Genomic DNA, 21,459 nt, shown 5'->3' with positions numbered 1-21,459 from the left:
ATGTTTCCGCTAGTCCAGGCGGATGATCTTCACCCGCTTGCCCACCCAGTTGGGCGGCAGGTAGATGCGGCCCGAGTTGCCGCTTTGCTTGACTTGCTTCTCCAGGACCTCGGAGCCGTGCACCTCGAACTTTACCGAACCGAGGCGGGTTGTCGCGTCCTGGTGTTTTTGCCCTTTGTCTTCCGGCACTGGCCTTTCCGATCAGGCGATGACGCCTTGCTGTCCCGGCCACAGGGCGTGGCAGGGCACGATGAGATCGATCTCCCCGGCCTCGGCCATGGCCTTGACCCGGTTGACCGTGTCCCAGGCGGCGAGCGCGTCGGTGTGCACTCCCGGGCACACCGCCGGCCCCGCGCTGGGGAAGTTTTTCTCGTTGCAGCAAAAGCCGGTGATCAGCACCTTGCCGCTATCCTGCGTATCCACCACCACCGATTGGCCGCCGGGGGTGTGCCCTGGGGTGGGGACCACCTTGACCCCGGGCACGATCTCGGCCTCGCCCTCCAGGGCCACCACCTCGCGCCCCTCCAAATACTCGGGATCGTAGCGGTGGTCCAGAGTGTGGGGGTCGTTCATGAAATCCAGCTCGTCCTTCTGCACGTAGAGCTTGGCCTTGTCGCACAGGGCGTCGTTCTCGCAGTGGTCGTTGTGCAGATGGGTGTGGATGATGATGTCGATGTCCTCGGGCTTCAGGCCCAGGCGGGCCAGGCCGTCCTCGAAATACTCGGCCTTGAGGCCCAGTTGATCCTCCAGCCCCTCGGGGATCATGAAGTCCTCCAGGCCGGTGTCGACGAGGATCTTGTGGTCGCCGCCTTCCAGATAAAAGACGTAGATGGGGATGTGGATGGCCTGGCCGTAGCCCCGCAGATAGGTCATGATCCCCTGGTCCGTGGCGTTGAGGCCCACCACGATGGGATGAATCTTGAACTTGCTCATTTGTCGCCCTCCTCGGGCAAAATGGGCTCGCCCCATTTCTTGACCGCCGCCACCCCGCCCGAGAGGTTGTAGGTGTTGGTTATGCCCGCGTCGTTGAGCATGGCCTGGGCCTCGTAGGAGCGCACCCCGGAGTTGCACACCAGGACCACGTCCTTGTCGCGGGGCACCTCGTCCAAATGATCGCGCAGGGTCTCCTGGGGCAGGTGACACCACTGGGGCGCCAGGCACTCCAGATAGGGCTTGGCATTGTCCATGGCCCGCATGTCCAGGAAAACCGTGTTGCCGCCGAGGCCCTCGGCCAGGCGGCGGCTGAACTCCTCGGGGCCCATGGGCCGCAGATGGCCGTCCAGCATGTTCTCGCAGGTGTTGGCCGCCGCGTTCAAGACATCCACCGCCGCGCCCAGGGGCGGGCTGTAGGCCAGCTCCAGGTTGCTGACTTCATCCAGCAGCGCGCCATGGGCCAGCAGCCCGGCCACCGCGTTGACCCGGCCCACCACCGCGTCGCCGTTCTCGCCCAGGGCGGTGAGGCCCAGCACCCGGCGGGTGCCCTTCTCCACCACCAGCTTGAGATACATGAGCTTGTTGTCCGGGTGGAAGTGGGCCCGGTCGGCCTGCACCACCAGGGGAGCCACACACTCCAGGCCCAGGGCCTCGGCTGCGGCCTGGTTGAGCCCAGTGCGGGCCAGGGACAGGCCGAAGAGCTTGATGCACCAGGAGCCCGCCGCGCCGGGGAACTTGGCCGCGCCGCCGCACACGTTGCTGGCGATGACCCGGCCCTGGCGGTTGGCCAGGGAGCCGGCGGGCAGGTAGATGGGCTGGCCGGAGACCAGGTTGGTGACGCTCACGCAGTCGCCGCCCGCGTACACGTCCGGGTCGCTGGTCTGCATGAATTCATTGACCTGGATGCCGCCGTTTTCAGCCAGCTCCAAGCCGGCCGCCTGGGCCAGGGCCGCGTTGGGCCGCACCCCGGTGGCCAGTATCACCTGCTCCACCTCGAAGGTCTGGCCGTCGGCCCTGATTGCCTTGACGTGGCCTTCCTCGTCGCCCTCGATGGCCTCCACCTTGGCCCCCAGGTGCAGATGCACCCCTTCCTGGGCGGCCAGATGGCATTCCATCATGCGGGCCATTTCCTGGTCGGCCAGGCCGGGCAAAATCTGGGGGGCCATCTCAAAGACATGCACCTCCACGCCCCAGAGGTCGGCCAGGGCCTCGGCCATCTCCAGGCCGGTGGCCCCGGCCCCGATGATGGCCGCGCTGCCCACCTCGCCGCGGCTCACCGAGTTCTTGATGGCCTGGGCCTGGTGCAAGTTGGCCACCGGAGTGACCCCGGCCAGGTCGGCCCCGGGGATGGGCGGCACGAAAGGCTCGCTGCCCGTGGCGATGACCAGCTTGTCGTAGGGGAGATCTCTCTCTTCGCCCGAGGCCAGCTCCTTGACCCGCACCGTCTTGGCCGCGCGATCGATGCTCAGCGCCTCGGTGGAGGGACGCACGTCGATGCCCTTGGCCCCGGCGAAAAAGGCGGGATTGCGCTCCATGTGGAAGCTGGTGGAAGTAAGGCCCTTTAGCTCGGCCACGTCGCCCGACACGTAGAAGGGGATGCCGCAGCCGCCGTAGGAAATAATGGAGTCCCGGTCCAGCATTATGACCGAGGAGGAAGGCATGAGGCGCTTGATGCGGCAGCCGGCCTTGGGACCGGCGGCCACCGCGCCGATGATAACTACATTGAGGCTCACCGCTGGGCTCCTCGCAGGATGGGGATATGGAAAGCAGGGCCTTGAGGGCCCTGGAGCACGCCTTTTCAGACCATACCCCCGGCCCCCGGCGAGGCGCAAGGTTTGTGTGCCCGGCGGGGGGCGGCGGCTAGGCCGGAGCGGTCTTCTGGTTGTGGCGGTAGTGGATAACCTGGGCCTTTTCCAGAGTGACCAGGCCCTCGGCGATGACCCCGTCCAGCCAGGGGAGGAAGGCGTTGATCTTCTCCTCGCTGTCCACGATCTCCACCACCACGGGCAGGTCCTCGCTTAGGCGCAGGATCTTGTCGCTGTGGATGCGGCTGTTGGCCCCGAAGCCCAACATGCAGCGATAGGCCGTGGCCCCGGCCAGGCCGTCCTCGCGCGCCTTTTCCACGATGAGTTGATACAACAGCTTGCCGCCGTGCTTGTCGCTTTCGCCCACGAATATCCTGAGCAGCTTGGCTTCCTCGGGCAGCGTCATGATCCTTGCCTCCCAGGCGTTAGAGGGCGCGGGCCAGGGCCCAGCCCGCGAACACGGCGATAATGCCGGCCACGTTTTGCAGCACCAGGTTGCCCGCGGCCAACATGTACTGCGAGTCGCGCAGAAGCTCGCCGGTTTCGAACATGAAGGTGGAGAAGGTGGTGAAGGCGCCCATGAAGCCGCCCAGCACGATGATGCGCGCCTCGGCGCTGATGATGCTGCGCTCGGCGGCCAGGGCCCACACCAGCCCAAAGAGAAAGCTCCCCACCAGGTTCACGGTGAGGGTGCCCCAGGGGAAGGGCCAGGGCAGCAGGCGCTGCATGAGCCCGCCCAGCCCGTAGCGGGCCAGGGTTCCCAGGGAACCGGCCAGGGCTATCCAGAGTAGTTTGGTCAATGCTCCGCTCGCACCCCGAGGGCAGGCCCGGGGCGGCCTTGGACTCCGCTCATTCCAGCCCCTCGATTACCACCCGGTTGCGCCCCGCCTTCTTGGCCCTGTACAGGGCCGCGTCGGACAAGGCCAAAAGTTGTTTGTGATCCGGCTCGCCGGACCGGTGGGGGTCGTGGACCGCGCCGCCGACGCTCACCGTAATGCGCACCTCGCCCTTGGAGGTGGTGAAGGGCTCCATGGTGGCCTGGCGCAGGCGCTCGGCCAGATACCAGAGCCCCTCGGGGTCGGCGTCCGGGGCCATGATGGTGAACTCCTCGCCGCCATAGCGGGCCACGAAGTCGCTGGACCGCGCGGTCTGCCGGGCGCGGCGGGCGAACTCCTTGAGCACCTCGTCGCCCACCAGGTGGCCGTACATGTCGTTGACCCGCTTGAAGCGGTCCAGGTCCGCGAACAACAGGCCCACCGGATGCCCGCTGCGCTGGGAACGGGAAAGCTCCCGCGCCAGGGTTTCCATGAACAGGCGTTGGTTGTAGAGCCCGGTGAGAGAGTCGCGGTGAGCCAGGGAGGTGAGGTTGAGCAGGCTGCGGTTCAGGTTTAGCGCGTTGCGCACCCTGAGCACCATTTCCTCGGGATAAAAGGGCTTGCGCACAAAGTCCATGGCCCCGGAGGAGAGGCAGCTCACCACCCGGGGCATGTCGTCCACCGAGCTGATGATCACCACCGGGTGCCGCCGCAGCTCGCCCCGGGTCTCCAACACGCGCAACAGGCCCAGGCCGTCCAGCACCGGGGTGTCCAGGTCGCTGAGGACCAACTCCACCTCGGGGTGGCGGTCCAGCAGGCGCAGGGCCTCCACCCCGTTGGCCGCGGTGCGCACCGCGTGTCCCTGGGCCCCCAACAGCCGGGTCATCACCGCCCGGGATTCGGGATCGGCGTCCACCACCAAAAGGCGGCCCGGCGGCCGGCCCACTCCCTTGGCCCCCTCGCACTCCAGCCTTTCGGACAGGCTCGGCTCCGGCCAGGGGGGCGCCAGAGTTGGGTCCGGCTCATCCCCGGCCGTGGCTGGTCCAGATAAAAAGTATTTATTTTGGCTGCTTACGATATTCAATTTAGCCATAAATCCAGCCTGGAAAGGGCGGGCTCCGGCATAAACGATGGCGGCGGGCAAGGTTATTGAGAATTTGTTATGTTAGGATTGTGATGCGAGATAGGTCAAGTGCCAATTTTGAAATCCCACCTCGCCGGGCCCAAAAGGAATTTTCCAGCCTCCGGGCCATCTTGACACAGGGCATACCCTGGGATAAATTTCGTGATTCAACGGAAGTTAACGCTAGTTAGCCCCTCCGGTGACAATTTAATCACCCTTTCAACTGGGAACTGGACATGCAAGAGTTCCGGCGTATGAAGCGGCTGCCGCCCTACGTGTTCGCGGTGGTCAACGAGCTCAAAATGGAGGCCCGCCATCGCGGCGAGGACATCATCGACCTGGGAATGGGCAACCCCGATTTGTCCACTCCCCCGCACGTAGTGGAGAAATTGGTGGAAGCGGCCCGTAAGGGCACCAACCACCGCTACTCGGCTTCCAAGGGCATCACCAAGCTGCGCCATGCTATTTGTCACTGGTACGCGCGCCGTTACGGCGTGGAACTCGACCCCGACACCGAGGCCGTGGCCACCATCGGCGCCAAGGAGGGCCTGAGCCACCTGGTGCTGGCCACCATCAGCCCCGGCGACGTGGTGCTGGTGCCCAGCCCCACCTACCCGATCCATCCCTACAGCGTGGTGATCGCCGGCGGCGACCTGCGCTCGGTGCCCCTGCTGCCCGGGCGGGACTTTTTCGACGACCTGCTCACCGCCTTCCGGCAGACCTGGCCCCAGCCCAAGATGCTGATCATCAGCTTCCCCCAGAACCCCACCGGCATGGTGGTGGACATGGAGTTCATGCAGAAAATCGTGGATTTCTGCCGGAAGCACGAGATCTGGATTGTGCATGACTTCGCCTACGCCGACCTGACCTTCGACGGCTACGAGGCTCCCAGCATCCTCCAGGTGCCGGGTGCCAAGGACATCGCGGTGGAGCTGTTCAGCATGTCCAAGTCCTATTCCATGGCCGGCTGGCGCCTGGGGTATTGCGTGGGCAACCCGGAGATGATCCAGGCCCTGACCCGCATCAAGAGCTATCTGGACTATGGCGTGTTCCAGCCCATCCAGATCGCGGGCATCATCGCCCTGAACGAGGACCAGAGCTGCGTCCAGGAGATCGTGGACACCTACAAGGTGCGCCGCGACGCCCTGGTTTCGGGCCTGAACCGCATCGGCTGGGAGGTGGACAACCCCCTGGCCACCATGTTCCTCTGGGCCAAGATTCCTCCGCGCTGGGCCCACATGGGCTCGGTGGAGTTCGCCAAGATGCTCATCCGCGAGGCCAAGGTGGCGGTTAGCCCGGGCCTGGGCTTCGGCGAGTATGGCGACGACTTCGTGCGTTTCGCCCTGGTGGAGAACGAGCAGCGCATCAACCAGGCCATCAGGGGGCTGCGGAGGTTCTTCCAGGCTAGCGAGTGAGGCTTGCAATGGCCCGTAATAGCGTAAGAGTGGGCCTGCTGGGCCTGGGCATCGTGGGCGGCGGCGTGGCCCGTCTGCTCCTGGACAAAAAAGACCGGCTCTCGGCCTATTTGGGGGCCGAGCTGGTCTTGGCCAAGGCGGCGGACCTGGAGCCCGCCCGGGCCCGGGAGCTGGGCCTGGACGATTCGGTGTTCGTGGACGACGCCTGGCAGGTGGTGGAAGACCCCACCATCGACCTGGTGGTGGAGACCATCGGCGGCCTGGAGCCGGCCCGCGGCCTGGTGCTGGCCGCCCTGAACCACGGCAAGGCCGTGGCCACGGCCAACAAGGCCCTTTTGGCCAACCACGGGGTGGAGCTGTTCCAAGCGGCGCGGCGCCATGGCGTGGGCATATCCTTCGAGGCCTCGGTGGGCGGGGGCATCCCCCTGGTGCGGCCGCTACGCGACAGCCTGGCGGCCAACCACGTCAACTCCTGCCTGGGCATCCTGAACGGCACCTGCAACTTCATCCTCAGCCGCATGACCGCGGCCGGGGAGCCATTCGACAAGGTGCTGGCCGAGGCTCAGGCCAAGGGCTATGCCGAGGCGGACCCCACCTTTGACATCGAGGGCACCGACACCGCCCACAAGCTGGCCATCGTGGCCGCCCTGGTGACCGGGGCCCAGCCCCGCCTGGAGGCGGTGCCCACCGAGGGCATCACCCACATCACCCCTCTGGACATCGAGTACGCCGGGGAGTTCGGCTTCAAGATCAAACTCCTGGCGGTGCTCAATAACCAAAACGAGCAGGTGGAGGCGCGGGTGCACCCGGCCCTGGTGCCTTATGACCATCCCCTGGCCTCGGTGGACGGGGTGTTCAACGCCCTGCACATCGACGGCGACTGGGTGGGCCCGGTGCTCTTGTACGGCAAGGGGGCCGGCCGCCGCCCCACCGCCTCGGCGGTGGTGGGCGACGTGCTGGAGCTGGCCCGCGACATCGTGGCCGGGGTGCCCGGCCGGGTGCCGCCCCTGGGCACCGTGGCCGACGGAGGCCGCCGCCTGGAGCTGGCTCCCCTGGACGAGGTGGAGACCCAGTACTACTGCCGCTTCGCGGCCAAGGACCAACCCGGCGTGCTGGCGGCCATCGCCCGCGAGCTGGGCGAGTACGGCATCAGCATCGAGAAAGTGACCCAAAAGGGCCGCCAGGACCAGGGAGCGGTGCCCATCGTGATGCTCACCCATCACGCCCGCGAGGCCTCCCTGCGCCGCGCCCTCAAACAGATCGACGCCCTGCCGGTCATCGCCGAGCCCACCGTGGTTATCCGGGTGGCCTGAGCCGGGCACGGACAAGGCATATGAAGTATCTGATCCTGGTGGGCGACGGCATGGGCGACGAGCCCCTGGCCGCGCTGGAGGGCCGCACGCCTTTACAGGCGGCCCACACACCCAACATGGACCGCCTGGCCGCCCAGGGGCTCCTGGGCCGGGCCCAGACCATCCCCACCGGCAAGGAGCCGGGCAGCGACACGGCCAACATGTCCCTGCTGGGCTATGACCCGGCGGTGTACCACACCGGCCGCTCGCCCATCGAGGCGGCGGCCATGGGCGTGGACCTGGGGCCGGGCGAGATCGCCTTCCGCTGCAACCTGGTTAACCTGGAACGGCAAGGCGGGCAAATCGTGATGGCCGAGTATTCGGCCGGGCACATCGACAGCGCCACCGCCGCCCGGCTCATCGAGTCCTTGCAGCGCGAGCTGGGCCGCGAGGGCCTTACCTTCCACCCCGGCGTGAGCTACCGCCACCTGCTGGTGTGGCAGGACGGCCCCCTGGGCGCGGCCACGGTGCCCCCCCACGACCGCTCCGGCCAGTCGGTGGACGACGTGCTGGGCGGCACCGGCGGCCTGGAGCTGGTCACCGAGCTGACCCGCGCCTCCTGGCCCATCCTGGAGAGCCACCCGGCCAACGCCGAGCGCGCGGCCCAGGGGCTGGTGCCGGCCAACAGCATCTGGCTGTGGGGCCAGGGCACCAAGCCCAGCTTCCCCACCTATGGCCAGCGTTTCGGCCTGGGCGGGGTGGTTATCAGCGCGGTGGACCTTATCAAGGGCCTGGGCGTTTTGGCCGGGCTGAGCGTGGTGGAGGTGCCCGGGGCCACCGGCTGGCTGGACACCAATTACGCCGGCAAGGTCGAGGCCGCGCTCAAGGGCCTGGTCAACGGCGATCTAGCCTACGTGCACGTGGAGGCCCCGGACGAGGCCAGCCACGGCGGCAAGCTGGAGCAGAAGATGGAGGCCATCGAGGCCTTCGACGCCCAGGTGGTGGGCCCGCTCATGGCGGGTATCGCCGAGATGGGCCCGCACCGGGTGCTCCTGGCCACGGACCACTACACCCCGCTGGCCACCCGCACCCACGGCACCCAGGCGGTGCCCTACGTGCTCTACGATTCCGAGAATCTCCGCGCCGCCGGCCAGGCCTACAACGAGGCCGACGCGGCCCGGGGCGAGCTGGAGAGCCAGGCTCACCGCTTGGTGGAACGGCTGGTGGAGGGCTTCTAATGCACCGCGTGGCCGCGCGGCCCCTATTCGGCGACGTGGACGCCATGAACGTGGTGTACTACGGCAATTATCTGCGTTTTTTCGAGCTGGGCCGCGCCGAGCTGATGCGCTCCACCGGGCGCCCCTACACCGATCTGGCCGCCGAGGGTTTGCACCTGGCGGTCACCGAAGCCCACTTGCGTTATCACCACTCGGCAATTTATGATCAGCTAATTTTTGTCGAAGCCGAGGTGGCTTGGATCAAGCGGGCCTCCCTGCGCTTCGATTACCGGATATTGGGCAAGGCGGACCAAGAAGGTGCCGAGGAAACCTTGCTGGTGTCCGGCTTCACGGTGCACGGCTGCGTGGACCAAACCGGCAGGGTGAAGCCCCTGCCCTCCTGGGTCGCGCCGCTGTTGGAACCGCACTTGGAGAACTAATCCCCGGCTCCCTGGTGGGGGTCCTGGGGCCTGTGTTATTATGCAACGATCTTGTGTCTGTAGCCGCCCGCAACCGGCGTAATTCTCAAAGGGCCTCGCCGGGCCCTGTGGGCTTTCTTTTAGTGTTATTAGTGTCCTAGGAGGACTACCGTGGCAAAGAAACAATACGTTTACTTCTTCGGAGATGGCAAAGCCGACGGTTCAGCCGACATGAAAAATCTGCTCGGCGGCAAAGGCGCCAACATTGCCGAGATGACCAATCTGGGCATTCCGGTCCCTGCCGGCTTCACCATCACCACCGAGGTGTGCACCTACTTCTATGACAAGGGCCAGAAATATCCCCTGGGCCTCAAGAAGGACGTGGCCGCCGCTCTCAAAAAAGTCGAAAAGTCCATGGGCGCCAAGTTCGGCGACGCCAAGAACCCCCTGCTGGTTTCGGTGCGCTCCGGCGCCCGCGTGTCCATGCCCGGCATGATGGACACCGTGCTCAATATCGGCCTGAACGACACCACCATCCAGGGCCTGATCGAGAAGACCGGCAACGAGCGTTTCGCCTACGACGCCTATCGCCGCTTCGTCAACATGTACGGCGACGTGGTCATGGGCGTGCGTCCGGCGACCGAGAAGGATCACGATCCCTTTGAGGAGATCCTGGACAAGAAGAAGAAGAAGCGGGGCATCACCCTGGACATCGACCTCACCGCCGAGGACTTGAAGGAGCTGGTGGGCGAGTTCAAGGCCCTGATCAAGAAGCGCCTGGGCGTGCCCTTCCCCGAGGAGCCCATGGATCAGCTCTGGGGCGGCATCAGCGCGGTGTTCGAGTCCTGGAACATCCCCCGGGCCATCAGCTACCGCCAGATTCACGGCATCCCCGAGAGCTGGGGCACCGCGGTCAACGTGCAGGCCATGGTCTTCGGCAACATGGGTGACGACTCCGCCACCGGCGTGGCCTTCACCCGCGACCCCGCCACCGGCGAGAACTACTTCTACGGCGAGTACCTGACCAACGCCCAGGGCGAGGACGTGGTGGCGGGCATCCGCACCCCGCAGCCCATCAACCGGGCCAAGAAGGTCCCCAAGGGCATGAACACCCTTGAGGACGAGATGCCCAAGCTTTACAAGCAGTTGGCCGGCATCCGCAACAAGCTTGAGAAGCACTACCGCGATATGCAGGACATCGAGTTCACCATCCAGCAAGGCAAGCTCTGGATGCTCCAGACCCGCACCGGCAAGCGCACGGCGGCCGCCGCCGTGAAGATCGCGGTGGACATGGTCAAGGAGCGCCGCATCTCCAAGGCCGAGGCCGTGCAGCGGGTGAGCCCCGAGCAGCTCGACCAGCTTCTGCACCCCACCCTGGACCCCAAGGCCGCCAAGACCAAGATCGCCAAGGGTCTGCCCGCCAGCCCCGGCGCCGCCGTGGGCCAGGTGGTCTTCTCCGCCGAAGAGGCCGAGGAATGGGCCAACGAGGGCAAGAAGGTCATCCTGGTTCGCGTGGAGACCAGCCCGGACGACATCCGCGGCATGAACGTGGCCGAGGGCATCCTGACCAGCCGCGGCGGTATGACCAGCCACGCGGCGGTGGTCGCCCGCGGCATGGGCAAGTGCTGCGTGGCCGGCGTCTCCGAGATCAGCGTCGACTACAAGAAGAGCCGCTTCACCGCCGGTAAAGTGGTGATCAAGGAAGGCGAATGGATCTCCATGGACGGCACCAAGGGCGAGGTCTACAAGGGCCAGGTGGCCAAGGTGGAGCCCAAGCTGACCGGTGATTTCGGCACCTTCATGAAGTGGGCCGACGAGATCCGGGTGCTCAAGGTCCGCACCAACGCCGACACCCCGCACGACGCGGGCGTGGCCCGCGCCTTCGGCGCCCAGGGCATCGGTCTGTGCCGCACCGAGCACATGTTCTTCGAGGGCGAGCGCATCAGCGCGGTGCGCCAGATGATCCTGTCCGAGGACTTGGAGGGCCGCAAGAAGGCCCTGGGCAAGATCCTCCCCATGCAGCGCGAGGACTTCGTGGGCATCTTCCGGGCCATGGCCGGCCTGCCCGTGACCATCCGCACCCTGGACCCGCCCCTGCATGAGTTCCTGCCCGACATCAAGGACACCAAGGAGATCAACGAGCTGGCCAAGGAAATGGGCGTGAAGCCCGCCCAGCTCAAGCAGAAGATCGCCTCGCTGGCCGAGTTCAACCCCATGCTGGGCACCCGCGGCTGCCGCCTGGGCATCAGCTACCCCGAGATCACCGAGATGCAGGCCCGGGCCATCTTCGAGGCCGCTTGCCAGGTGGCCCGCGAAGGCAAGCGCGTCCTGCCCGAGATCATGATCCCCCTGGTGGGTCATGTGAACGAGCTGAAGCTGCAGCGCGCCATCGTGGAAGACGTGGCCAAGGAGGTCATGGGCAAGCAGGGCGTGAAGATCAACTACATGGTGGGCACCATGATTGAGCTGCCCCGCGCCTCTCTGACCGCCGACCAGATCGCCGAGGAGGCCCAGTTCTTCTCCTTCGGCACCAACGACCTGACCCAGACCACCTTCGGCATGTCGCGCGACGACACGGGCGCCCTTCTGGCCTCCTACGTGGCCGAGGACATCCTGCCCAAGGATCCCTTCGTCACCATCGACGAAGAGGGCGTGGGCCAGCTGGTGGCCATGGGTGTCGAGAAGGGCCGTTCCACCCGTCCCGGCATGAAGTGCGGCATCTGCGGTGAGCACGGCGGCGACCCCGAAAGCGTGGACTTCTGCCACCGGGTGGGTCTGGACTACGTGAGCTGCTCGCCTTACCGGGTGCCCATCGCCCGCCTGGCCGCCGCTCAGGCCGCCCTGGCCCACGAGGCCCCCAAGAAGAAGAAGGCCCCGGCCAAGAAGAAGGCCGCCAAGAAAAAGAAGTAATCCATAAACCTACAACGGGCCGCGCTCCCCAAAAGCGGGGAGCGCGGCCCGCTGGCGCACAGTCGCGGAGAGTCCGATGGTCCCCATCCGTCTCGCGGGCACCGGTTGTTATCTGCCCGAAAAAGTTCTGACCAACTACGACCTTGAACAGACCCTGGACACCACCCACGACTGGATCGTGAAGCGCACCGGCGTGAGCGAGCGCCGCGTGGCCGCCCCTGACCAGGCGGCCAGCGACCTGGCCCTGCCCGCCGCCCGCCAGGCCATGGAGATGGCCGGGGTGAGCGACGCGGACCTGGACTACATCATCATGGCCACCATCACCCCGGACACCCACTGCCCCTCGGCGGCCAACTGGCTACAGGCCAAGATGGACGCGCCCCAGGCGATCAGCTTCGACGTGACCGCCGCGTGCAGCGGATTTGTCTTTGGCCTGGACGTGGCCTCCCGCTACATTCAGTGCGGCATGGCCAAGACGGTTTTGGTGGTGGCCAGCGAGGTCATGAGCCGGGTGCAGGACTGGACCGACCGCTCCAACTGCATCCTGTGGGGCGACGGGGCCGGCGCGGCGGTGCTCACCGCGGCCGACGACACGGCCAGGCCCCGCCTGGTGGACACCTACCTGGGCACCGACGGGGCCAACGGTCAGAACCTGCTCATGCCCGGCGGCGGTTCCAAGACCACGCCCATTACCTACGAATCAGTGGACGCCAAGCTGCACACCCTGAAGATGATCGAGGCCTCGGCCTCGGTGCGGGTGGCGGTGAAGTACTTCGCCGAGTCGGCGACCATCATGCTGGAGCGCCACGGCCTGACCCTGGACGACGTGGACCACTTCATCCCCCACCAGGCCAACCTGCGTATGCTCCAGGCCGTGGCCAAGCGTTTGGACGTGGACTTCGAGCGCTTCGTGATCACGGTGGACCGCTACGGCAACATTTCCTCGGCCTCCAGCGCCATCGCCCTGGCCGAGGCCGTGTCCAGCGGCCGCATCAAACCCGGCGACCGGGCGGTGATCACCGTTTTCGGCGGCGGGCTCACCTGGGGCAGCGCCCTGATCGAGTTCTAGGGCCCAACACACATATTCGTGCCACGAGCGCCGCTTTCGCCTCCGGGCGGGCGGCGCTTACGCATTTAGGGGACTAATAGACCACCTTACCCTGGTTGGCCATGGCGGCCATTTTCCTTATCACCCCCCACCAGAGCAGGGGCAGGAGCACCGCCAAGCCGATGAACAAAAGAAAGATGACGATCCGGTTGGCCTGGATCATCCGGGCCAGTTTGGGCACGGACCCGGGCCGCCGCTCCATCCATCCGGGCAGGATGTTCTCGCTGAACTCGTACCAGAGGTAGATGAGCAAGCCGGGAACGGCCAGGTAGGGAATCTTCAGGGGAAAGCCGAAAAGATGGAAGTGGTTTAGCGACTCGGTGATGATCACGCTGAGCCCCAGCACCCCGAGCATACTTGTGATGATGCGGAGCATGTCGACCCGTTGCCAAGGGTTGCGATTAGCGCGGCATGAGCGCGCTCCGGTGATGTGGATTATACCACCGGGCTCGCCGCCCGGCCGGGTTCAGAGGCAGGGCTGGGAAGGCACCCAGCCACCTATAATTAACTTTAACTTTACCAACTAACCGTTCGGTTAAAGAGGTTTATTTGTAGAGGGGACGCGGGGCCTAGTCTTTTTTCTTAGGGTTGGCCGCCTTGGCCAGGCGGCGCATGACAAAGCGGGCCATGGACTCGTCGGTGGCTTCCTTGCACGATTTCCTGATCGCCGCGATGGGTATCTCGGCCCGGGCCATGGCCTTGTGGCCGCCGGCCGGGCCCACGTCGCCAAAGGCCGCCTCGGCGATGGTGCCCACGTTGGTGCGGTAGGCCGCGCTGCGCATGATCACCACCAGCTTGTCCTGGTGCACCCCGCTCACCGCGCAGGTGTCCACCGAGTCCACCCGAAGGAAGAAGTCGGCGATCTGCACCAGGTTGTCCGGCGAGGATACGTCGCCCAGGTGCACGTACATGGAGTGCTTGCGCACCACGAAGCGGTCCAGGGCCAGGTGCAACAGGGCCAGGTCCTTCAGGCGCATCTCGCTGAACTCGATCTTGCGCAGCACCGAGCCGTTGGACTTGGGGAACAGATATTGGAAGGCCTGCACGTCCTCCAAGAGGGAGGGGCGGCCAAAGCTGGCAGTGTCGGTCTTGATGCCGTAGGTGAGCGCGGTGGCCAGGCGGCTGGAGGGCTTGATGCGCGCGCCCCGGAGATACTCGGTCATCATGCTGGAGGTGGCCCCGTAGCGGGGGCGTATGTCCACGAAGCCCGCCGCGCTGGAGGCGTCGCCCAAGGGATGGTGATCGATGATCACGTCCAGTTTGAGCTCCTTGAAGGCCTCGTGGTGGTGAGGCTGGCTGTCGAGCATCACCTTCTTGCTGAAGGCGGCGGGGTCCACCTCCGACAAGGACACCAGGGGGATGGAGAGCAGGCGCACCATGGCCAGGTTGTCGGGCCGGGTGATGGTGTTCACGTTGGCAATGGTCACGTTGGCCGCTTTACGCCACAACAGGCGCTTGAAGGCCAGGGCCGAGGCCAGGGCGTCGGGGTCGGCCGCGATCACGATTAGCACGCGGTCCTCGGGCCCGAAACGCCCCAGCAGGCGCTTTACCATCTCGCCCGGCCGGCGGGTCTTGCCGCCGTTTTTCGCGGGTGCCTTGGCCATTGCCATCCCTTGAAAAAAAATAAAACCCCTCATCCGGTTGATAGGGGCGAATAAACCATAGCACCGCGCAGCGGCATTAACAAGAGGGCCGCCATTCGGGCGTCTCTTGACTGAACCCCGGGTCGCCTTTAAAGTTAAGAGTTCCATCCGGCAGAAACGGATCGAGCGAGTCCGGCTCTCCGGGCAATAAATCAAGCAATGCAATTTAGATCTCCGGCTTGCCGCCGGGGCAAAAAGGAGGGGATAAGCATGACGCAGGATTTTGATTGGGGCGGCAACCCCACACCGCTGAAGGTTCAGGACCTCACCCTGCGCGACGGCACCCAGAGCCTGTTCGCGACCCGGATGCGCACCGAGGACATGATTCCGGCCATCGAGCTGATGGACGACGCCGGGTTCTGGGCCATGGAGGTATGGGGCGGGGCCACCTTCGACGCCATGAGCCGCTTCTTGGGCGAGGACCCCTGGGAGCGCCCCCGCACCCTGCGCAAGTATGCCCCCAAGACCCCCTTCTCCATGCTGCTCCGGGGCCAGAACCTGGTGGGCTACCGCAACTACGCCGACGACGTGGCCCGCGAATTCGTGGACCTGTCCTGCGAGGCGGGCATCAACGTGTTCCGCGTGTTCGACGCGCTCAATGACTACCGCAACTTCGAGACGGTGGTGGAGCGCGTCAAGGCCAACGGCGAGCACTTCCAGGGCACCATCTGCTACACTCTGACCGAGCGCAAGATGGGCGGTCCGGTGTTCAACCTGGAGTATTACCTGGACAAGGCCAGGCAGCTCGACGACATGGGCGCGGACAGCATCTGCATCAAGGACATGGCCGGCATCATCGCGCCCTACGACGCCTTCAAGCTGGTCAGCGCCCTCAAGAAGGCCACCAAGACCCCCATCCACCTGCACAGCCACTACACCAGCGGCATGGCCTGCATGGCCATGCTCAAGGCGGCCGAGGCGGGCGTGGACATCATCGACACCTGCATCGCGCCCTTTGCCCTGCGCACCAGCCACCCGGCGGTGGAGCCGATCATGGTGGCCCTGGAAGGCACCCCGCGCGATCCCGGCCTGAACCTGGACCTGCTGCTCAAGGCGGCCCAGGAGCTGGAGAAGGTGGCGCCCAAGTACCGCGACTACTGGATGCCCAACAAGATGGCCCCCATCGACACCAACGTGCTGGTGCACCAGGTGCCCGGCGGCATGATCTCCAACCTGCAAAGCCAGCTCAGGGACGCCAACGCCCTGGACCGCCTGGACGAGGTGTACGCGGAAGTGGCCAACACCCGCCACGAGCTGGGCACCCCTCCCCTGGTCACCCCCACCAGCCAGATCGTGGGCGTGCAGGCGGTGTTGAACGTGTTGTTCGGCAAGTACAAGATGGTGACCAACGAGACCAAGGGCCTGGCCTACGGCCTCTACGGCAAGACCCCCACTAAGGTGGACCCCGAGCTGCGGGCCAAGATTCTCAAGGGCTACAAGTATGGCAAGGAGCCCTTTGACGCCCGCCCGGCCGACATCCTGGAGCCGGAGATGGAAGCGGCCAAGGCCCGCGTGGCCGATATCCCCGACACCGACAAGTTCGACGTGATGACCGCGGCCATCTACGACCAGACCGGCACCGAGTTCGTTAAGATCAAGCACGGGGTGGCTCCCCGGCCCGCGGCCATGGAGCCCAAGACCCTGGAGCAGGTCAAGGCCGAAGACGAGGCCCTGGCCAAGTGCAAGAAGGAGCTCTTGGCCAAGTAAGCGGCCCCCGCTGAAACCAGCCCATTCACCCGCCGCCCCGCACCCCGGGGCGGCGGGTTTTTTTATGATTCATGCGTACTTCGGCCGGAGCGAGGGCTTACAATTAAGTATAGGCCCCAGCCGGTTCGGCACCGGGGCAACCCCACCCAGCGGCGAGGCCCGCTATACATAAAGGAATTTGGAAATGCCTAAAAAGACTTGGGCCGTCTTGGCACTGAGCGCCCTGTTCGGCTTGACCTGCCTGTCCCCGGCCCTGGCCGCTGGCAAGTACGTCAAACCCTCGCCGGAAAAAGCCCTGCAAATGCTCAAGGACGGCAACGCGCGCTTCATCGACGGCAAGCCCCTGCGCAAGCACCAGGACGCGGCCCGAATCCAGCTGGCCAACGTTGGCAACCAGGGCGAGCACGCCTACGCCACCATCCTGAGCTGCTCGGACTCGCGGGTGCCGGTGGAGATGATCTTCGACGCGGGCATCATGGACCTGTTCGTGATCCGCGTGGCGGGCAACGTGGCCCAGACCGATGAGATCGGCACCATCGAGTACGGCCTGGCCCACGTGTACACCCCGGTGCTGGTGGTCCTGGGCCACACCCGCTGCGGCGCGGTGGCCGCAGTGACCGCCGCCTCCCAGGGCCAGAAAATGACCCTGGAAAGCAACATCCCGCCCCTGGTCAAGCCCATCTTCCCGGCGGTGGCCGCGGCCATGAAGGCCCACCCCCAGGCTAAGGGAGCGGAGGTGGTGCCCTTTGCCATCGAGCAGAACGTGTACCAGGCCATTAGCGACTTGTTCGTGAACAGCGCGGCCACCCGCGAGATGGCGGCGGCCAAGAAGGTGTTGGTGAAGGGCGCCCTCTACGACCTGGCCGACGGCAAGGTGCACTGGCTGCCCCAGGCCAAGGTGGACGAGATACTCAAGGCGGCCGAGAAGAACCCCAAGCGGGCCATGAAGGCCACGGTGACCATCAACTAGGGCCCAGCAAACCGCAAGCGACCGCCCGCCGTCCCGCTTCGCCGGGGCGGCGGGTTTTTTGTGAATTATCTCCGCTTGTGCCGGACAGGCGAAATAGGTAGTTTTTAGATAAGCGTTCTCCTTTGGGGGAGCGCCCCGCCCAATCAACCACCATCCGGGAGCCGGTTATGCTCGACCAAAAAATGGAGGCCGCCATCAACGGCCAGATCAACGCTGAGATCTACTCGGCCTATCTGTACATGTCCATGGCCACCTGGTTCGACGCTCAGCAGCTGCCGGGCATGTCCCACTGGATGCGGGTGCAGTCCCAGGAGGAGTGGACCCACGTTTTCAAGTTCTACAAGTACGTGAACGAGCGCGGCGGCCGGGTGACCTTGAGCGCCATCGACGGCCCGCCCACCGAGTGGGACAGCCCCCTGGCCGTGTTCTCGGCCGTGGCCGCCCACGAGGCCAAGGTGACCGGCCTGATCAACGGGCTCATGGACCTGGCCATGGAGATCAAGGACCACGCCACGGTGAGCTTCTTGAAGTGGTTCATCGACGAGCAGGTGGAGGAGGAGTCCTCGGCCGCGGACATGGTGGGCAAGATGAAGCACGCGGCGGACAACCCCGGCACCATCCTCATGCTGGACAACGAGCTGGCCGCCCGGGTATTCACCCCGCCCATCTGGCTGACCATCTAGCCCCCTAGGAGCCGCCATGCGTCCCCTGTTCTGTTTGCTGGCCTGCCTGTGCCTCGCCTCTTTCCTGGCCGTCCCGGCCCTGGGGGCCGACGCCCCCATCAGCGAGGCCACCCAGGCCTGCCTGGACTGCCACGCCGACGCCACCCCGGCCATCGTGGCCGACTGGCGGCGGGGGCGCATGGCCCAAAAGACGGTGGCCCAGGCCCTCAAGGAGCCAGAGGCGGCCCGGCGGGTGTCGGCCAAGAAGGTCCCGGCCGCGCTGATGAACGTGGCTGTGGGCTGCGCCGAGTGCCACACCCTGAACCCCAAGACCCACGCCGACACCTTTGACCACGGCGACGCCAAGGTGCACGTGGTGGTCTCGCCCAAGGACTGCGCCACCTGCCACCCCATTGAAGAGCAGCAATACAACAAAAATCTCATGGCCCACGCCCGGGGCAACCTGCTCAACAACCCGGTGTACATGAACCTGGCCAACCAGGTGAACGGGGTGATGAGCGTGACCGGGATCAAGGTGGCCACGGCCCAGCCCCACCCGGCCACGGAGGCCGAGTCCTGTCTCTATTGCCACGGCACCGAAGTGAAGGTGCTGGGCATGGTAAAGCGCGATGACCCCAACTTCGGCGAGATGAGCTTCCCCAAGCTGAGCGGTTGGCCCAACCGGGGGGTGGGGCGCAAGAACCCGGACAACAGCCTGGGCTCGTGCAGCGCCTGCCACACCCGGCACCAGTTCGCCATAGAGATGGCCCGCTCGCCCTACACCTGCTCCGAGTGCCATAAGGGGCCGGACGTGCCGGTGTACAAGGTCTATCAGGTCTCCAAGCACGGCAACATCTTCTACGCCATGCACAAGCAGTGGGACATGGCCAAGGTGCCCTGGACGCCGGGCAAGGACTTCACCGCGCCCACCTGCGCCGCCTGCCACGCCAGCCTGCTGGTGGACGCGGCGGGCAACCAGATAGCCGCGCGCAGCCACCAGATGACCGACCGCATCTGGGTGCGCCTGCTGGGGCTGATCTCCTCCCACCCCATGCCCAAGGAGCCCGAGACCTGGAAGATAAAAAACGCCGACGGCCTGAGCCTGGCCACCACCCTGAGCGGGCAGCCGGCGGCCAAGTTCCTCATCGGGCCGGGCGAGCAGGCCGAGCGCAAGGCGCGCATGGCCAAGGTGTGCGGCGCCTGTCACTCCAAGGGCTGGGTGCAGGGGCAGTTCGCCCGCCTGGAGCAGAGCACCAAGGACGCGGACGCCATGGTCCTGGCCGCCACGCGCCTGATGCTGGCCGCCTGGGACCAGGGCCTGGCCAAGGGCCTGGCCCAGGGGCAGAGCCCGTTCGACGAATACATCGAGCGGGTGTGGACCCAGCAATGGCTCTTCTACGCCAACTCCACCCGCTTCGCCTCGGCCATGATGGGCGCGGACATGGGGGTGTTCGACCAGGGGCGCTGGGAGCTGGGCAATACGGTGCAGCAGATGCACGACTGGCTGGAGCTGCGCCAGAAGAAGTAGCCGCGAACATCTATATAAGAACAGCGCCTCGCCGGAAAACGGCGGGGCGCTTGCTTGTGGGGCAGGGAAAGAAAAGAGTTGTTAGGAAGGGAAGAAGGCTCGGTGCAATGCTATGCGCCGGGCTAATCCCGGCGGGCCCGCTGTAGAGGCGGGGTCACGTGGGGCCCGCGTTATAGCTGGTGCGCCGTTAAGGAGGCGTCAGGGCCGGTTCCAGTCGGACGCCCCACCGACACCCCGCCGCCGCGCATGAGCAGGGCCCCCTCCCCCGCCCCCTATTCCCAACCTCTTCTCTCTTTATCTTTTCTCTTTCTCCTAGACCCCGCGATCGCGGCCCGGCCACAGCTGCTTGTGCAGGGGCAGCTGGAAGCGCGCCTCCAGGCGGTCGGCCAGCATCCACTCGGCCACATGGGCCGGTTCCACCGCGCCGTGCACGCAGGAGAGCAGCACCTGGGCCCGCTCGGGGAGGTGGTAACGCTCCATGAGCCCCTTGGCGTATTCGTAGTCCGCGCGGTCGGCCAGCACGAACTTGACCTGGTGGTGCTCCCGAAGCATGTCCAGGTTGGGCCAGTGCATTTTTTCGTGCATGCCCGACGAGGGGCACTTTAGGTCCATGATCAGATGCACCGCTTCGGGCACCGGGGCGATGCTGATCGCCCCGCTGGTTTCCAAGAGTACGGTGTAGCCCTCGGCGCTGAGCATGGCCATGAGCTCTGGGGCGGCCAGCTGCACCAGGGGCTCGCCGCCGGTGAGCTCCACCAGACCCACGCCGTACTGGCCCACCTTTTCCGCGATCTCGGGCAGGGGCATCATCTCGCCCGGGGCCTTGGCATAGGCGGTATCGCACCAGGCGCAGCTTAGGGGGCAGCCGGACAGGCGCACGAACACGCAGGGCAGGCCCATGAAGCTGGACTCGCCTTGCAGGCTGAGGAATATTTCGCACACTTCCAAAAGCACGGCGCCTCCCTTGGTCATGGGCACATTCTATATGACCCCGGCCTCCTTGCCCAAGCCTTGGCTGGGCCGGGCGGCCAGGGGCCCCTTGGCGCGGGGGGCCGTTTGGGTTAGCATGGAGCAATCGAGAATTATTTTCCGGAACGCCCCGCGCGGCCCGGCCCTTCAAGGAGCGCAGCCTTGCCTTATATGGCGATGGACAAGAAGTTTTTCAACAGGGGCACCATCGCCTTGGGCCTGCTGGCCATCTCGGCCATCTTCTACCTGGGCTGGTGGGGCATCACCGGCGATCTGACCTACATCTCCAAGTACTTCTACCTGCACCTTTCGTTCCTGCCCATCCACGCCCTGGTCCTGGGCCTGATCCTGGACGAACTTATTCAGGCCCGCGAAAAGATCGAGCGCCGCAAGCGGCTGAACATGTTTTTGGGCATCTTCTTCCGCCAGATGGGCCTGGACATCATGCTCAACATGCTCACCCTGGTGGAGAACCGCGAGGAACTGGAGGAAGGCCTGCTGGTGGACAAGAGCTGGAAGGCGAGCCACTTCCGCCACGCCCGCCGGGATGTGGCCCACCTAAAGCTGGAGATGCGGCCTGACCGCGAGGAGCTGGCCAACCTGTTGGACATGCTGGCCGACCGGGAGAGCGACATCATCTCCATGACCCGCAACCCGCTGATGCTGGAATTCGAAAGCCTGTACCGCTGCCTGCTGGCCCTGTTCCATCTCATCGAAGAGACCCACTTCCGGGGGCCGGTGGACGCCCTGCCCGATAGCGCTGCGGCGCACCTGGCCTCGGACGCGGGCAAGGCCCTGACCAGGCTGGCCAGCTTGTGGCTGGCTTATCTGGAGCATCTCAAGGGAGAGCACCCGGTGCTCTTCGGCTTCCAGGTGGGCCTGCACAACACCATCCAGCCGGTGATGCTGGGCGAAGAGACCCGAGGCTCCTGAGCCGCCGCCC

General features: G+C 65.6%; 20 protein-coding genes. 11 read left to right on the top strand and 9 right to left on the bottom strand.

The window, feature by feature from the left end:
• Positions 1 to 9 precede the first annotated feature (9 nt).
• From KQH53_17225 to KQH53_17200, 6 genes are all read right to left on the bottom strand, one after another.
• Positions 10 to 189, bottom strand: a complete 180-nt coding sequence (locus KQH53_17225) for a DUF2080 family transposase-associated protein (GenBank protein MCB2228425.1) — start codon at positions 187 to 189, stop codon at positions 10 to 12.
• 12 nt (positions 190 to 201) lie between these two features.
• Complete coding sequence (locus tag KQH53_17220) at positions 202 to 933, bottom strand: N-acyl homoserine lactonase family protein (protein ID MCB2228424.1); 732 nt, start codon at positions 931 to 933, stop codon at positions 202 to 204.
• Positions 930 to 2,666 carry an FAD-dependent oxidoreductase gene (locus KQH53_17215; protein MCB2228423.1) on the bottom strand — a complete coding sequence of 579 codons (1,737 nt, stop codon included), beginning with the start codon at positions 2,664 to 2,666 and terminating at the stop codon, positions 930 to 932. Before KQH53_17215 ends, KQH53_17220 begins: the two co-directional genes overlap by 4 nt.
• A 127-nt stretch (positions 2,667 to 2,793) precedes the next feature.
• Positions 2,794 to 3,144 (bottom strand): DUF190 domain-containing protein, encoded by a 351-nt coding sequence (locus KQH53_17210; protein MCB2228422.1) that lies wholly within the window; start codon positions 3,142 to 3,144, stop codon positions 2,794 to 2,796.
• A 19-nt stretch (positions 3,145 to 3,163) separates the two neighbouring features.
• Complete coding sequence (gene crcB / locus KQH53_17205; GenBank protein ID MCB2228421.1) at positions 3,164 to 3,538, bottom strand: fluoride efflux transporter CrcB; 375 nt, start codon at positions 3,536 to 3,538, stop codon at positions 3,164 to 3,166.
• A 49-nt stretch (positions 3,539 to 3,587) separates the two neighbouring features.
• The gene (locus KQH53_17200) at positions 3,588 to 4,646 is read right to left on the bottom strand and encodes a diguanylate cyclase (GenBank protein MCB2228420.1); all 1,059 of its coding nucleotides are present in this window, start codon (positions 4,644 to 4,646) and stop codon (positions 3,588 to 3,590) included.
• Between the two features lie 266 nt (positions 4,647 to 4,912).
• Here KQH53_17200 and alaC point away from each other — a divergent pair, with 266 nt between their 5' ends.
• The 6 genes from alaC to KQH53_17170 all read left to right on the top strand — a co-directional run bounded on the left by alaC (position 4,913) and on the right by KQH53_17170 (position 12,998).
• Entirely contained in the window at positions 4,913 to 6,091 is a 1,179-nt protein-coding gene (alaC, locus tag KQH53_17195) for an alanine transaminase (protein MCB2228419.1), read from the top strand.
• 8 nt (positions 6,092 to 6,099) lie between these two features.
• Positions 6,100 to 7,404: a homoserine dehydrogenase gene (locus KQH53_17190; protein MCB2228418.1), complete on the top strand. Its 1,305-nt coding sequence runs from the start codon at positions 6,100 to 6,102 to the stop codon at positions 7,402 to 7,404.
• A gap of 20 nt (positions 7,405 to 7,424) precedes the next feature.
• Complete coding sequence (locus KQH53_17185; protein MCB2228417.1) at positions 7,425 to 8,621, top strand: cofactor-independent phosphoglycerate mutase; 1,197 nt, start codon at positions 7,425 to 7,427, stop codon at positions 8,619 to 8,621.
• Positions 8,621 to 9,040, top strand: coding sequence for an acyl-CoA thioesterase (locus tag KQH53_17180; GenBank protein ID MCB2228416.1), 420 nt, complete (start codon positions 8,621 to 8,623; stop codon positions 9,038 to 9,040). The genes KQH53_17185 and KQH53_17180 overlap by 1 nt, the downstream gene beginning before the upstream one ends.
• A gap of 150 nt (positions 9,041 to 9,190) precedes the next feature.
• Entirely contained in the window at positions 9,191 to 11,929 is a 2,739-nt protein-coding gene (ppdK, locus tag KQH53_17175; protein MCB2228415.1) for a pyruvate, phosphate dikinase, read from the top strand.
• 76 nt (positions 11,930 to 12,005) lie between these two features.
• Entirely contained in the window at positions 12,006 to 12,998 is a 993-nt protein-coding gene (locus KQH53_17170) for a ketoacyl-ACP synthase III (GenBank protein MCB2228414.1), read from the top strand.
• 73 nt (positions 12,999 to 13,071) lie between these two features.
• Here KQH53_17170 and KQH53_17165 read toward each other — a convergent pair whose 3' ends face one another.
• Entirely contained in the window at positions 13,072 to 13,413 is a 342-nt protein-coding gene (locus tag KQH53_17165; protein MCB2228413.1) for a hypothetical protein, read from the bottom strand.
• Positions 13,414 to 13,606: 193 nt separating this feature from the next.
• Positions 13,607 to 14,641 (bottom strand): DHH family phosphoesterase, encoded by a 1,035-nt coding sequence (locus tag KQH53_17160; GenBank protein ID MCB2228412.1) that lies wholly within the window; start codon positions 14,639 to 14,641, stop codon positions 13,607 to 13,609.
• A 249-nt stretch (positions 14,642 to 14,890) separates the two neighbouring features.
• Between KQH53_17160 and KQH53_17155 the strand changes: the two genes are divergently transcribed.
• The 4 genes from KQH53_17155 to KQH53_17140 all read left to right on the top strand — a co-directional run bounded on the left by KQH53_17155 (position 14,891) and on the right by KQH53_17140 (position 19,547).
• Entirely contained in the window at positions 14,891 to 16,387 is a 1,497-nt protein-coding gene (locus KQH53_17155) for a pyruvate carboxylase subunit B (protein MCB2228411.1), read from the top strand.
• A gap of 184 nt (positions 16,388 to 16,571) precedes the next feature.
• Positions 16,572 to 17,357 (top strand): carbonic anhydrase, encoded by a 786-nt coding sequence (locus tag KQH53_17150; protein MCB2228410.1) that lies wholly within the window; start codon positions 16,572 to 16,574, stop codon positions 17,355 to 17,357.
• Between the two features lie 167 nt (positions 17,358 to 17,524).
• A complete protein-coding gene (locus KQH53_17145) occupies positions 17,525 to 18,040 on the top strand; it encodes a ferritin (protein ID MCB2228409.1) in 516 nt (171 codons plus the stop codon).
• A 16-nt stretch (positions 18,041 to 18,056) separates the two neighbouring features.
• Complete coding sequence (locus KQH53_17140) at positions 18,057 to 19,547, top strand: hydroxylamine oxidase (GenBank protein ID MCB2228408.1); 1,491 nt, start codon at positions 18,057 to 18,059, stop codon at positions 19,545 to 19,547.
• A 312-nt stretch (positions 19,548 to 19,859) separates the two neighbouring features.
• Here KQH53_17140 and KQH53_17135 read toward each other — a convergent pair whose 3' ends face one another.
• Positions 19,860 to 20,519: a radical SAM protein gene (locus KQH53_17135; GenBank protein MCB2228407.1), complete on the bottom strand. Its 660-nt coding sequence runs from the start codon at positions 20,517 to 20,519 to the stop codon at positions 19,860 to 19,862.
• Positions 20,520 to 20,678: 159 nt separating this feature from the next.
• Between KQH53_17135 and KQH53_17130 the strand changes: the two genes are divergently transcribed.
• Positions 20,679 to 21,449: a hypothetical protein gene (locus KQH53_17130; GenBank protein ID MCB2228406.1), complete on the top strand. Its 771-nt coding sequence runs from the start codon at positions 20,679 to 20,681 to the stop codon at positions 21,447 to 21,449.
• Positions 21,450 to 21,459 lie beyond the last annotated feature (10 nt).

The organism is Desulfarculaceae bacterium, assembly GCA_020444545.1.
Lineage (GTDB): Bacteria > Desulfobacterota > Desulfarculia > Desulfarculales > Desulfarculaceae > Desulfoferula.
This window is presented reverse-complemented; position numbering and strand designations above follow the sequence as displayed.